The organism is Streptomyces sp. NPDC023527 (assembly GCF_055560115.1).
In genome coordinates this window covers 14,951-28,093 of record NZ_JBVHJJ010000005.1, presented here as the reverse complement: position 1 = coordinate 28,093, position 13,143 = coordinate 14,951, and the positions used below count along the sequence as shown (strand labels likewise).

The 13,143-nt window shown below is 74.1% G+C and carries 10 protein-coding genes; 5 read left to right on the top strand and 5 right to left on the bottom strand.

The window, feature by feature from the left end; all coding sequences use genetic code 11:
- Window positions 1-72 precede the first annotated feature (72 nt).
- Complete coding sequence (locus ACZ303_RS11300; RefSeq protein WP_467337521.1) at window positions 73-1,434, top strand: glycosyltransferase; 1,362 nt, start codon at window positions 73-75, stop codon at window positions 1,432-1,434.
- A 160-nt stretch (window positions 1,435-1,594) separates the two neighbouring features.
- Here the strand turns inward: ACZ303_RS11300 and ACZ303_RS11295 are convergent, their stop codons facing one another.
- Complete coding sequence (locus ACZ303_RS11295) at window positions 1,595-2,494, bottom strand: hypothetical protein (RefSeq protein WP_467337519.1); 900 nt, start codon at window positions 2,492-2,494, stop codon at window positions 1,595-1,597.
- A gap of 36 nt (window positions 2,495-2,530) precedes the next feature.
- Window positions 2,531-2,899: a hypothetical protein gene (locus ACZ303_RS11290; protein WP_467337517.1), complete on the bottom strand. Its 369-nt coding sequence runs from the start codon at window positions 2,897-2,899 to the stop codon at window positions 2,531-2,533.
- 77 nt (window positions 2,900-2,976) lie between these two features.
- Between ACZ303_RS11290 and ACZ303_RS11285 the strand changes: the two genes are divergently transcribed.
- Complete coding sequence (locus ACZ303_RS11285) at window positions 2,977-7,572, top strand: CHAT domain-containing protein (protein ID WP_467337515.1); 4,596 nt, start codon at window positions 2,977-2,979, stop codon at window positions 7,570-7,572.
- Between the two features lie 10 nt (window positions 7,573-7,582).
- Here ACZ303_RS11285 and ACZ303_RS11280 read toward each other — a convergent pair whose 3' ends face one another.
- From ACZ303_RS11280 to ACZ303_RS11270, 3 genes are all read right to left on the bottom strand, one after another.
- A complete protein-coding gene (locus tag ACZ303_RS11280; RefSeq protein ID WP_467337513.1) occupies window positions 7,583-8,083 on the bottom strand; it encodes a GNAT family N-acetyltransferase in 501 nt (166 codons plus the stop codon).
- 59 nt (window positions 8,084-8,142) lie between these two features.
- Window positions 8,143-9,060 (bottom strand): class A beta-lactamase, encoded by a 918-nt coding sequence (bla, locus tag ACZ303_RS11275; RefSeq protein ID WP_467337511.1) that lies wholly within the window; start codon window positions 9,058-9,060, stop codon window positions 8,143-8,145.
- Between the two features lie 126 nt (window positions 9,061-9,186).
- Window positions 9,187-9,633 carry a nitroreductase family deazaflavin-dependent oxidoreductase gene (locus ACZ303_RS11270; RefSeq protein ID WP_467337509.1) on the bottom strand — a complete coding sequence of 149 codons (447 nt, stop codon included), beginning with the start codon at window positions 9,631-9,633 and terminating at the stop codon, window positions 9,187-9,189.
- A 398-nt stretch (window positions 9,634-10,031) separates the two neighbouring features.
- Here ACZ303_RS11270 and ACZ303_RS11265 point away from each other — a divergent pair, with 398 nt between their 5' ends.
- The 3 genes from ACZ303_RS11265 to ACZ303_RS11255 all read left to right on the top strand — a co-directional run bounded on the left by ACZ303_RS11265 (window position 10,032) and on the right by ACZ303_RS11255 (window position 13,023).
- Window positions 10,032-10,400: an STAS domain-containing protein gene (locus tag ACZ303_RS11265; protein ID WP_467338190.1), complete on the top strand. Its 369-nt coding sequence runs from the start codon at window positions 10,032-10,034 to the stop codon at window positions 10,398-10,400.
- Between the two features lie 30 nt (window positions 10,401-10,430).
- Window positions 10,431-10,709, top strand: a complete 279-nt coding sequence (locus ACZ303_RS11260) for a hypothetical protein (protein WP_467337508.1) — start codon at window positions 10,431-10,433, stop codon at window positions 10,707-10,709.
- Window positions 10,710-10,800: 91 nt separating this feature from the next.
- Window positions 10,801-13,023, top strand: a complete 2,223-nt coding sequence (locus tag ACZ303_RS11255) for an NADP-dependent isocitrate dehydrogenase (RefSeq protein WP_467337506.1) — start codon at window positions 10,801-10,803, stop codon at window positions 13,021-13,023.
- Window positions 13,024-13,143 lie beyond the last annotated feature (120 nt).

Here is a 13,143-nt window from a genome sequence, read left to right as displayed (position 1 = left end):
CCCCACCCTGCCCGCCTCGACGGGGCGGCGGCCCGCACGCAGACGCCAGAACCAGAAGTGGGAGGCCCACCGGTGAGACGCAGGCTGCTGAAGACCGTGGACACGATCGGCTACGCCGTCATCGGCATGTCCGCGGGCTATCTCGCCCTCGCCATGGGCGCGGGTCTCATCGAACTGCGCCGCCAGAAGGCCGCGTTGCGCGTCCAGGGCGACACCGCGTACGGCACCCCGCACCTCGACCGCCGCGACCACCGTCATCTGTACGCCCTCATCCCCTGCCTCAACGAGGAGTCCGTGATCGGCACGACGGTCACCGGGCTGCTCGGGCCGCGTACCACGGTCGTGGTCGTCGACGACGGTTCGGACGACGCCACCGGCCGGGAGGCCGCGCGGGCGGGCGACGAGGCACGGGCGGCGGGGCGACCCGGTGAGGTGGTCGTGCTGCGCCGGGAACCGCCCGACGCCCGGCAGGGCAAGGGCGAGGCCCTCAACCACGGGATCCGGCGGATCCGGGAGAGCGTCGAGGCGCGCGGCCAGGACCCCGGCGAGGCGATCGTGTGCGTGATGGACGCGGACGGCCGGCTCTCGGACCGGGCGCTGAGCCACGTCCTGCCGCTCTTCGACGATCCCCGTGTCGGCGGTGTGCAGCTCGGCGTGCGCATCCGCAACCGCCGCGGGAACTTCCTGACCTGGTTCCAGGACTACCAGTTCTGGGCGATGGCCGCGGTCACCCAGTTCGGCCGCAATCTCACCTCCACCGTCAGCCTCGGCGGCAACGGGCAGTTCACCCGGCTCCGCGCCCTGGACGGCCTGGGCGAACGCCCCTGGTCGCGCTCGCTGACCGAGGACCTGGACCTGGCCATCAGCCTCGCCGTGCGCGGCTGGCGGCTGCGCACCACCGCCCATGCGTCCGTCGACCAGCAGGGCGTCAGCGATCTGCGGCGGCTCGTACGGCAGCGGACCCGCTGGTACCAGGGCCATATGACGGCGATCCGGCGGATGGGCGAGATATGGCGGGCGCCCCGGATGCGGCACCTGGCCGCCCTGGAGATGTTCTCCTACCTGCTGGTGCCCTGGGTGCTGGACCTGCCCTGGTCGATCCTCTTCCAGTACTGCCTGATCTGGTTCGTCCGCAGCCCCAACGTCCTGGTGCTGCACGGCAGACGCGCCGTCGCCGTCAACGCCTCCTGGCTGAAGTGGCCGGCCAACCTGGTCGCCTGGTACCTGCTCACCTTCGCGCCCGCGCTCGTCACCTCCTGGGCCTATCTCCGCCGGGACCGGGCCGTGGGCGTGGCGCGGGCCCTGATGCTCGGGCACTCCTTCGTCGTCATGAACTACATGTCGTTCCTGTGCGCCTGGAGCGCCCTGTTCCGCATGGTGCGAGGGCAGACGGGCTGGACGAAGACCACCCGCGAGGCGGAGGCGGCTGGCTGATGTCCGTCACCGCTTCGGCAAGGGCACCAGGCCCGGCGACACCAAGGGACAGGGCGTCGGCGGTGCGTGGTTCGGGGTCGCAGAGGCGGCGGCAACGGCGAGTGCGCGGACCAAAGCCGCTGCCGTCAGCCGCACGGCATCGGGCGCCGCGCGCCGGGTGTCAGGCGTGCTTCCGCAGGTGCGCGGTGACCTGCGCGCCGGTCTCCGGGGACAGCCGCCCCTCCGGCACCTCGAAGCCCAGCTCCCGCGCGAGGGCCGCGGCCCGCAGGTCGAAGGCGGCTTCGGTGAGATGCGCCAGCGTGTCCACCGCGGCCCGCGTCCGCCGCAGGCCCAGGGCGAAGGCGCCCGCCGCGAGGAGCAGCGACGGCCACCACCACAGCGCGGGCAGCGCGCCCAGGACGCCCCAGCCCGCCAGCGTGACGGCGGCGTCGAGCTCCGCGCGCGCGGCGCGCAGCGTGTTCTGCTCGGACTCGCCCAGGACCAGCCACAACCGCGGCCAGGCGAAGACGACGTCGAGCCGGTACCAGGCCCAGACCCGGGCGTCGACCGCGCCCAGCCGGTCGCCCGTCCAGGTGGGGTGGGCCGGCGGCCACAGGGCGACGGCGTTGCGCCGGGCCGCCAGCGCGTCGATCCGGGCCCGGGCCCCGGCCGGCGGCCGCGCCCCCGAGCCGTCCAGCTCGGTCCGGTACGCCCGGTCGGCCGCCTTCCACCGCTCGGCGCGGGCGGCGGTCCGCCGTCGCGCGAGGCGCCGCAGACCGTACGGCCAGGGCTCGAACCACAGGCGGCCGAGGGCCGCCGCGGCGCCCCGGGCGGCCAGCCCGGCGGCGGCCGAGAGCAGGGGCAGCGCCACGATCACCAGGACCCATACGGAGGTGCGGTGGCCGTCGAGCGGGCCGCCGGGGTCCAGCAGGCCGCTCAGGCGGCCGAGGTCCGCCCAGTGCGTCTGGCCCAGCCGGTGGGCCGCCGTCGCGCCCGCCACGTAGAGCAGCCCGGGCAGGACCAGCATGGCCACCCAGCGCTCCACGTACCGGCGGCCCAGCTCGGCCAGCACCGTGTTCATCCCGTCCCGTCCCTCCCCGGCACCGGCCGCGCGCGGTCAGCCGAACCGGAGCGGCCGGCCGTGGAGGGCGCAGACCGGCAGGTCCTCACCCGGCCCCGGCCGCTCGGCACGGCGGCAGGCACCGGCCGGGCAGCGGTAGCGGCCGAGCGCCACGTGCCCGCCGCCGTCGCCACCGGGCAGGGTGACCAGGCCGGCCTGGTCACCGGGTGCCGGCACGCCGCGAGCCGTCCAGGACTCCAGCAGCCGCAGCAGCCCCAGTTCCCGCAGCCGGTCGGAGACCGGCTCCCCGCGCCGCGCCGCCGCCAGGGCGTCCTCCAGGCCCCCGCCGTCACCGCTCTCCTCGGCGACCGCCCGCAGCTCGGGCAGCTCCCGGCACAGCACACCCAGTAGGTCCGAGGTCTCCATAAAAGGCATCCTCCACCGTGAAGTTGATGGAGCATCATGGCATGAGGGGTGACGGAACAGGGCCGACGGGGTGGACGATGCCGGACGACACCGACTGGGCGGAGGTCGTACGGCTCACCGCCCGCCTGGAGGAACGGCTGGACTCCTTCCGGAACGAGGGGAACCGGGCGGTGGTGATGGAACCGGCCGCCCTGGCCGAATCGGCCTCCTTGCGTGCGACCGTTCTCCGCGTCCCGGACGCGACGGCCGAGCCGGACCGGCCGCTGTACATCCTCGACCTGTCCGCCCTCTACGCGACCGCCTGCCTGCACTACTCACGGTGCCTGGTCCTGGGGGGCACCGAAGAGGCCCGGACGGACACGCATCTGACGGTGATGCTGTTCGCCCTGGTCGGCCGGTACGTGCCGGAGGAGGTGCCCGAGCACCTGCGGGAGGCCGTCGCCGCGATGGAACTGCCCGCCACGGAGGACCTGCACACCACATGGACGCGCGCCCTGGAGCTGTTCGGACGCTGGCAGACCACGGGCGCCGGCGAGGCGCTGGAGGAGGCGATCGCCCTGTGGCGAGGCGTCCGGGACGTCCTGCCCGCGTCGCACCCCTTGCGTCCGATGCTGCTGGCGAACCTGTGCGGCGCGCTGCGCAACCGCTGCGCGGTGCTCGGGGACGCCACGGATCTGGAGGAGGCCGTCGACTCGGGCCGGCAGGCCGTACGGCTGGCCCCCGCCGACGATCCCGACCGGGGGCTGTATCTGTCCAACCTCTCCGCCGCGCTGTACCTGCGGTCCGCCGTCCGCCAGGAGCCGGCGGACCTGGACGAGGCCGTCGCCGCCGGCACGGAATCCGTACGGCTCGCGCGGGAGCCCCAGGCGCTGTTCCACTCCAACGCGGGCATGGCGCTCCTGGCCCGGTACGAGCGGGACGCCTCGGCGGCGGACCTGGAGGCCGCCGCCGACGCCCTGCGGCTCGCCGTGGACCGGGCCGCGCCGGACGATCCGGTGCGGGCGATGTACCTGACGAACCTGGGACTCGCTCTGGACCAGCGGTTCCTCCGCCTCGGGGACCCGGCGGACCTCGACGCCGCCGTGGACGCGGCGACGCGGGCGGTGGCGGCCTGCCCGCCCGGCCACCCGGAACACCCCCGATGCCTGGCGAACCTCAGTGGCGTCCTCCGCTCGAAGGCCGAACGGTCCGGCGCGGCGGCCGAGCTGGACGCGGCCGTGGACGCCGGGCGGCAGGGCCTGGCGGCGGCCCCCGCCACGGGTCCGCAGCACGCCCTGCTCCTCGGAGTCCTGGGCGGCGCCCTGCAGAAGAGGTTCAAACACCTGGGGAGGCCGGCGGACATCGACGAGGCCGTGGACCTCCTCCGGCGGGCCGTGCGGCACACGGACGACGACGGGCCCTTGGCGGCCGTGCGCCGGTACGACCTGGGCGCGGCACTGCTGGCCCGGTTCCGGAGCACCGGCGATCCCGCCGACGCCGACGCCGCGATCGAGGCGGCCCGGCGCGGCGTGCGCGGCGTGCCCGGCGGGCGCGCCGACCGGGGGGTGCCGCTCTGCCTGCTGGGCGAGGCCCTGCTGGCGCGGGCCCGGCGGACCCGCTCGTCGTCCGACGAGGAGGAGGCGGCCGCGGTCCTGGAGGAGGCCCGCGCGCTGCTCGTCGACTTCCACCCGGTCGCCGTGCGCAAGTGCCTGTCCGAGCTGGGGCACGCCCGCACCCGGCGCTTCGACCGCACCGAATCGCTCGCCGACCTGGACGCGGCGCTCGACGTCTTCCGGGAGGCGGTCCGGCTGGGCCCCGACGATCCGGAGCGGGCCATCGACGAGTCGCACATCGGCGGCCTGCTGATGAAACGATTCGCCCTCACCACCGACCCCGACGACCTCACCGAGGCCCTGGACCGGCACCGCCGCGCCGCCCGGTCGCTCGGCCGCGGCGACGACCCGAAAGCGCCTCAGGTGCTGTTCAACCTCGGCCGGACGCTCCAGGCGGCCTACGAACGGAACGGCGACCTCACCCTGCTGGACGAGGCCGTGCGACGGCTGGAGGAGGCCGGGAGAGCCGCGCACCGCTCCGCCCGGGACCGCGCGATGCAATTGTCCAACCTCGGCGCGGCCCTGCGGGTGCGGGCCGAGCGCCTCGGCACCGACCACGACCTGGACCGGGCGGTCGAGCTCAGCCGGCAGGCGGTGGCGGCCCTGCCCGCGGACCATCCGGAGCGGGCGACCTACCTCTCCAACCTCAGCACCACCCTGATATCCCGCTACGGCCGCTCGGGGGCGCCTCAGGACCTGGAGGACTCGGTACGGGCGAGCCGACAGGCGGTCGACGCCACTCCCGTCACCGACGCCCCCGAACGCGTCGTCCACCTGGCCAATCTGGGCATCGCCCTGCGCCGGCGGTTCGAGTGGTCGGGCGCGCTCGCCGATCTGGACGAAGCGGTCGAGGTGTGCCGTGCCGCCGTCCGGGGGCTGCCCGCCGGCCATGTGAGCGGCGCCCAGCACCTGACCAATCTCTCCACGGCCCTCACCTCCCGCTACGAGAGATCGGGCGCGCTCGCCGACCTGGACGAGGCGATCGAGGTGTCCCGCGCGGCGGTGCGAGCCGTACCCGACGGCCATCCCGCCCTCGCCACCTACCTGTCCAACCTGGGCAACGGGCTGCGCCAGCGGTACGGGAGCACCCGGCGGCAGGCCGACGCCGACGAGGCGGTCGAGCACCTCCGGCAGGCCGTACGCGTCTGCCCGGACGGCCACCCCGTCCGCGCCATATGCCTGTCCAACCTCTCCGGGGCGCTCCTCGCCCGCTTCGACAGCGCCGCTCTGCCCGCCGACGTGGAGGAGGCGGCCGGTGCCGCCCGGGCAGCCCTGCGGGCCGCGCCCGGCGACCATCCGCAGCGCGCGAGGTATCTGTCGAACCTCGGTGCGGCGCTCCTGGCCCGCGCGGGCCTGAGCGGCGGGCCGGGCGACCTCCACGTCGCGTTCGACCTGTTCCGCCAGGCCACGGGCATCGCCACCGCGCCGGCGCTGGTGAGGTTCCGCGCCGCGCGCGGCTGGGCCACCGCGTCCGCGGCCCTGGGGGACTGGGGGCAGGCGCTGGACGCCCACCGGGCCGCCATCACCGAACTGCCCCTGCTGGCCTGGCACGGGCTGGACCGACAGGACCGGCTCGACGCCCTCGGCCGCGCGGCGGGCCTGGCGGGCGACGCCGCCGCCGTGGCCCTGAACGCCGGACGCCCGCAGGAGGCCCTGCAGTTGCTGGAGCAGGGGCGCGGCGTACTCCTGGCACAGGCCCTGGACGCCCGCGACGACATGACGGCGCTGCGGGAACAGGCGCCCCAACTGGCAGACCGCATCAGGGAGGTGCGGGCGATGCTGGAGATCCACACCTCCCCGTCGGACCCGGCGGCGGGCGGGGCCGACCCCGCGCGGCTCCTGCGGGAACAGCGGGCGGCGGCGGAGCGGCGCCGCGAACTGGCCCGGGAGATGGACGAGTTGGTACGCCGGGCGCGTGAGCTGCCCGGACTGGAGGACTTCCTGCGGCTGCCCTCCGCCGAACGGTTGCGGGCCGCCGCCGGGCACGGCCCGGTGGTGGTCGTCAACACCAGCGCCCTGCGCTGTGACGCGCTCGTCGTCACCCGTGACCGGCTGCGCACCGTGCCGCTGCCGGAGCTCGATCTGGAGGGCCCCGGCGGCCTGGTCGAGCGGGCCGGAGCCCTGCTCGACGCGCTCGCCCTGGTCGGCCGGTCACCGGCGGACGCCTGGCGGGCCCAGCGGATCCTGGTCCGCACGCTGGGATGGCTGTGGGACGTCGTCGCCGCCCCCGTACTGGCCGAGCTGGGCTCCACGGGCGCCCCCGGCGAGCCGCCGTCCCGCCTGTGGTGGTGCCCCACCGGCCTGCTGTCCCTGCTGCCGCTGCACGCGGCCGGACACTACGGTCCGCCGGGCGCCGGCGCGGACAGCGGGCCGCGGGCGCTGCCGGACCGGTACGTGTGCTCGTACACCACGACGTTGCGCGCCCTCGCCGCACAGACCGTGCCCGGCGCCGGAAGCCGCGCCGGCGGCAGGATGCTCGCCGTCGACCAGTCCGGCACCCCCGGCCTGCCCCCGCTGCCGCACGCCCGGGCCGAAGCGCGCCTGCTGGCCGACCGGGTGCCCCGGACCACCCTGCTGGCCGGGCGCCGCGCGTCGCGCGCGGCACTGCTGGACGAGCTGCCGGCCCACTCCTTCCTGCACTTCTCGGGCCACGCCAGCCAGGACCCGGGCGACGCGAGCGGCGGCGCCCTGTACTGCCACGACCACGAGCGGTCCGGCCCGCTGACGGTCGCGGACATCTCACGACTGCGGCTGGACCACGCCCGGCTGGCGTTCCTGTCGGCGTGCGAGACCGCGCGGGGCGCCGCCGTGCTGCCCGACGAGGCGGTCCACCTGGCCGGGGCCCTGCAACTGGCGGGGTTCAGCCATGTGGTGGCCGCCCAGTGGGCGGTCGACGACGCGAGCGCGCTGCGGGCGGCGGAGCACTTCTACGCCGGCCTGACGGCACCGGACGCCCCCGGCGGGCCCGACGGCCTCGATCCGAGCCGCGCCGCGACCGCCCTGCACAGCGCCGTACAGCGGTTGCGCGAACGGGACGACGACCCGCTGTGGTGGGCCGCCTACGTCCACACCGGGCCGTGAGGCGGTTCGCCTACGCGGCGAGCGGGCGGCTCATCGCCACGCGGGGAGCGATCACGATCCCGGCCTCGACCTCGGCCCGCCACAGGCGCCGCAGCTCCGGGCCCCAGTCCGGCTCGGGGAGGACGGCGAAGCCGTGCCCGCGATACCAGGGGCCGTTCCAGGGCACGTCACGAAACGTCGTCAAGGTGACCGCGGGCGCCCCCAGCGAGACGGCGTGGCGGACGACCGCGTCCAGCAGCAGGGTGCCGAGGCCCTTTCCGCCGTGCTCGGGGTGGACGGCGATCTGCGCGAGATGGAGGTTGCCGTCGACGGTCTCCACCGCGGCGTAACCGACCGCCGGTTCTCCGGGTTCCGCCAGGACGAAGACGTCCTCGGCCCCGTGGATCGCCGCCGCCTGGTCGTCGGGCGGAAGGCGCAGCCCGCGGTCGGTGAACAGCTCGTCGGCGGCCTCGCCGACCTCGACGAGGACGTCCAGGTCGGCTGCCCGGAACGGCCGGATCTCATAGGTCACGGTTGTCTCCTCGAACGGGTGGTGGCCCCGTCGGACGGGGCCACCACCCATTCGCTCGGTCAGGTGAGCGCGGCGGCCAGGAGCGCGGCGGTCTCCGCGACGAGCGGGTCGTCCGCCGGCGCGTCGACGGTGCGCTTGGTCGTCAGGACGGCCAGCACGATGGGGGAGCGGTGCGGGGGCCAGGCGACGCCCACGTTGTTGTTGGTGCCGTACTTCCCGCCGCCGGTCTTGTCCGCCACCGACCAGCCCGAGGGAAGGCCGGCGCGGAAGCGCGCGTCGCTGGTGGTGTTGGCCAGCAGCCAACCGGTCAGCCGCCGCCGGTCCTCGCGCGCCAGCGCGTCCCCGAGGACGAGGCGCCCGTAGGTCTGCCCGATGGCGCGCGGGCTGGTGGTGTCCGTCAGGCGGGAGGGCTCCGCCGAGTTCAGCTCCGGCTCCCACCGGTCGAGCCGGGTCGTCCCGTCACCGATCGAGCGGGCGAAGCGGGTGACGGCCGTCGGCCCGCCCAGCTCCCGCAGCAGCAGGTTCGCGGCGGCGTTGTCGCTGTAGGAGATGGTGGCGGCGCACAGTTCCCCGACGGTCATGCCGTGCGCGAGATTCTCGCGCTTGCCGGTGATCGGGGCGTAGCCCGAGTCCACGGTGTCCTTCTCGCTGTACCGGACGCGCTTCGCCAGGAACTCGCCGTCGTGGTCGAGGTCCCGCAGGACGGCCGAGGCGGCGAGCGTCTTGAACACCGAGCACATGGGGAAGCGTTCGTCCGCGCGGTACGCCACCGTTCTGCCCGTGGCCGTGTCGCGGGCGTACACGCCCAGTCGGGCGGAATGCCTCCGCTCCAGCTCCTTCAGCTGCCGGGAGATCCCGTGGCCGCCGGATGGGGCGGCGTGCGCGCTCGGGCCCGTGGACAGGGCGGCGGCCAGCGCCACCCCCGTGCCGAGGGAAAGTATCGCGCGGCGGGTCGGACGTGCTCCTGTGGTGTCCAAGATCTGTTCTCCGTCTCTCCTGCGGTCGGTACGTCGGACAGGACGCCTTTCATGATCGACCGGTTGCGGTTTCGTCCCTGTCTTCTCCCATTTGCGGCTGTCGGCCTTCCGCGGGCCGGGCGCTCGTCAGTGTCCGGCGGGGGTCGGATCCAGGACGAAGACGGGGATCTCGCGGTCCGTCTTCTCCTGGTAGGCGGCGTAGTCGGGGTAGGCGGCGACCGCGCGCTCCCACCACAGGGCCTTCTCCTCGCCGGTGACCTCGCGCGCCGTCATGTCCTGGCGCACGGGGCCGTCCTGGAGCTCGACCCGGGGGTCGGCGACGATGTTGTGGTACCAGACCGGGTGCTTGGGGGCGCCGCCGAGCGACGCGACCACGGCGTACGCACCGCCGTGCTCGACCCGCATCAGCGGGCTCTTGCGGATCTTGCCGCTCTTCGCGCCCCGGGTCGTGAGGACGATCACGGGCATGCCCCGCATCGTCGTCCCCTCCGTGCCGCCCGAGCTCTCGTACAGCTCGACCTGATCGCGCACCCACTGCTCGGGGCTCGGCTCGTACTCACCCTCAAGAGGCATGGTGACCGTCCTCGTCCTCGTCGCGTCGACCGTGGCCCCGGCGGGTCCACGGCTTGTTCCCCGCTCAACGATCATCCCTGTCCGCTTCATCCCGCCCGGGCAGCGACAGGGGCGGGATTCGGCCGTTCCCCGCCCACCGGGCCGCATGGGCGGCCCTCCTGCTCGCATGCCACGTGAACAGGGGCGAATCCCTTGCCCCGTCGGGCTGTTCGCGGCGTGCGGGGAGGACTACGCTGTGCCATGAAGCCCCAGTCCCCGGCAGCGTCGAGTTCCGCTCCGCTCCCAGGAGGCGCGTGGTGCGCACAGTCCGCGGAATCCTTCTCACCGCCGAGACCCGAGGCGCGGAAGCGCACACCTGTGAGCGGGCGCCGCGCCGCCGTACCCGGCTCTCTTCCGGGATCCCGGCCAGGGGAGCGCGGAAGGGGCGTACGGTCGTCGCCGCCGTGGCCGGAAGACTGGACCTCGCCACTGTTCCGCGGCTGCGCGAGCGCCTGCGGGGCGTGTCCGGCGAACCCGGGGGCCGGCTGGTCCTCGACCTGTCCGGAGTCACCTCCTGTGACGCCCTCGGCCTGGGGCTCCTCGTCGCCGTCGGCCGCCGGGCCCGCTCGTGCGGCGGCGAGCTGCGTCTCGTCGCGGGCTCCGCTGTCGTCGAGGCACTGGGGGCCAGCGGATTGAGCAGGCTCCTCCCGGTCTTTCCCGACGTCGACGCCGCGGCACGGTCCGTGGGGGTCGTGACGCCGGGTCCGCGGGCCGGGGAAGCCGCCTAGGGCACATTCGGCCAGGCCGTGGGGGCCATCATGCCGTTCCTCTTCATCATCGTCTTCCTGGCACTGGTCGGCTTCGGGTTCCTCCAGTCCCTTCTGTGGGTGGCCGCGGTCGTGCTGATCTTCGGTGTCGCACGGTTCGGCCGCGGCGGCACCGGCGGCCCGGGCGCGCGGTACGACCAGGATTACCAGGAGTACCGGGACCGCAGGGATCGCCTGGACCGCTGGGACCGCCGATACCGGCGGCAGCGTCGAGGCCGCTGGGACCGCAGGGACCGGCGGGACCGCCGACAGGACCAGGAACGCCGGTGACCGAGGGGCACGGGGCGACCCCTGTCGAGACCGGGGCGGCCACGAGATATCTTGATGTCGAGCAATGTTGCAGACGTGGAGCGGAGCACCGGTGACTGACTCGACCATCATCTACACCCACACTGACGAGGCCCCGGCCCTGGCGACGTATTCGTTCTTGCCTGTGGTCGAGGCCTACGCCTCCACGGCCGGTGTCACTGTGGAGAGCCGTGACATCTCCCTGGCGGGCCGGATCATCGCCAGCTTCCCCGAGCACCTCGAGGAGGGCCAGCGCATCGACGACGCGCTCGCCGAGCTCGGCGAGCTGGCCAAGACGCCCGGCGCCAACATCATCAAGCTGCCCAACATCTCGGCCTCGATCCCGCAGCTGAAGGCGGCCGTCGCCGAGCTCCAGCAGCAGGGCTACGCGCTGCCGGACTACCCGGACGACCCGAAGACCGACGAGGAGCGGGAGATCCGCGCCCGTTACGACAAGGTCAAGGGCAGCGCCGTCAACCCGGTCCTGCGCGAGGGCAACTCCGACCGCCGCGCCCCCGCGTCGGTGAAGAACTACGCCAAGGCGCACCCGCACCGCATGGGCGCCTGGACGGCCGAGTCGAAGACGAACGTCGCGACCATGGGCGCCGACGACTTCCGCTCCACCGAGAAGTCCGCCGTCGTCGCCGAGGCCGGCTCGCTGCGGATCGAGCTGGTGGCCGAGGACGGCACCACCACCGTCCTGCGCGACGCGGTACCCGTGCTCGCCGGTGAGGTCGTCGACGCGTCCGTCATGCGCGTCGCCGCCCTGCGCGAGTTCCTCTCGGCGCAGATCGCCCGCGCCAAGGCCGAGGGCGTGCTGTTCTCGGTCCACCTGAAGGCCACGATGATGAAGGTCTCCGACCCGATCGTCTTCGGCCACGTGGTGCGCGCCTTCTTCCCGAAGACGTTCGCGAAGTACGGCGAGGCGCTGATCGCCGCCGGCCTGTCCCCGAACGACGGTCTCGGCACCATCCTCAAGGGCCTGGAGTCGGTTCCGCACCTGGGCGAGGAGATCAAGGCGTCCTTCGAGGCCGAGATCGCCGAGGGCCCGGCCCTGGCGATGGTCGACTCCGACAAGGGCATCACCAACCTGCACGTCCCGAGCGACGTCATCGTCGACGCCTCGATGCCGGCCATGATCCGCACCTCCGGCCACATGTGGGGCCCGGACGGCCAGGAGGCCGACACCCTCGCGGTGCTGCCGGACAGCAGCTACGCCGGCGTCTACCAGGTCGTCATCGACGACTGCCGCGCGAACGGCGCCTTCGACCCGTCGACCATGGGCTCGGTCCCGAACGTCGGTCTGATGGCGCAGAAGGCCGAGGAGTACGGCAGCCACGACAAGACCTTCGAGATCGCCACCGCGGGCACCGTGCGCGTCGTCGACGCCGCGGGCGAGGCCGTGCTGGAGCAGCCGGTCGCCGCCGGTGACATCTTCCGCATGTGCCAGACCAAGGACCTGCCGATCCAGGACTGGGTCAAGCTGGCCGTCACCCGCGCCCGCGCCACCGGCGTCCCGGCCGTGTTCTGGCTCGACGAGGGCCGCGCGCACGACGCGCAGCTCATCGCCAAGGTCAAGACCTACCTGGCCGAGCACGACACCGAGGGCCTGCGGATCGAGATCATGCCGCCGGCCGAGGCGACCGCGTTCTCCCTGGAGCGCATCCGCCGCGGCGAGGACACCATCTCGGTCACCGGCAACGTGCTGCGTGACTACCTCACCGACCTCTTCCCGATCCTCGAGCTCGGCACGAGCGCGAAGATGCTCTCGGTCGTCCCGCTCATGAACGGCGGCGGCCTGTTCGAGACCGGTGCCGGTGGCTCCGCGCCCAAGCACGTCCAGCAGCTCGTCAAGGAGAACTACCTGCGCTGGGACAGCCTGGGCGAGTTCCTCGCGCTGGCGGTCAGCTTCGAGCACCTCGCGCAGACCACGGGCAACGCGCGCGCCCAGGTCCTCGCCGACACGCTCGACCGCGCGACGGGCACCTTCCTCAACGAGGACAAGTCGCCCAGCCGTCGTCTCGGTGGCATCGACAACCGCGGCAGCCACTTCTACCTGGCGCTCTTCTGGGCCCAGGAGCTGGCGAAGCAGACCGAGGACGCGCAGCTCGCCGAGTCCTTCGCGGCCCTCGCCGAGGCGCTGGCCGAGCAGGAGCGGACGATCATCGACGAGCTGATCGCGGTCCAGGGCTCGCCGGCCGACATCGGCGGCTACTACCAGCCCGACCCGGCCAAGGCCGCGGCCGTCATGCGCCCGTCGACGACCTTCAACCAGGCCCTGTCGATCCTGGGCTGACGCGACGGGGTGGGCGACCCCCTTCCGCCCGCACCTGTTCCGCCCCGGCCGGATGCCTCCGGCCGGGGCGGTCCCGTTTTCCGCGGTCTCCGTCGACGAGAAGTCGATGCGGCCCGGTGC

Bases quoted from the DNA above. Each gene is read 5' to 3' on its own strand.
- ACZ303_RS11270 (WP_467337509.1), bottom strand. From the start codon at position 9,633: ATGCCTCTTGAGGGTGAGTACGAGCCGAGCCCCGAGCAGTGGGTGCGC.
- ACZ303_RS11285 (WP_467337515.1), top strand. From the start codon at position 2,977: ATGCCGGACGACACCGACTGGGCGGAGGTCGTACGGCTCACCGCCCGC.
- ACZ303_RS11260 (WP_467337508.1), top strand. From the start codon at position 10,431: ATGCCGTTCCTCTTCATCATCGTCTTCCTGGCACTGGTCGGCTTCGGG.
- ACZ303_RS11295 (WP_467337519.1), bottom strand. From the start codon at position 2,494: ATGAACACGGTGCTGGCCGAGCTGGGCCGCCGGTACGTGGAGCGCTGG.
- ACZ303_RS11290 (WP_467337517.1), bottom strand. From the start codon at position 2,899: ATGGAGACCTCGGACCTACTGGGTGTGCTGTGCCGGGAGCTGCCCGAG.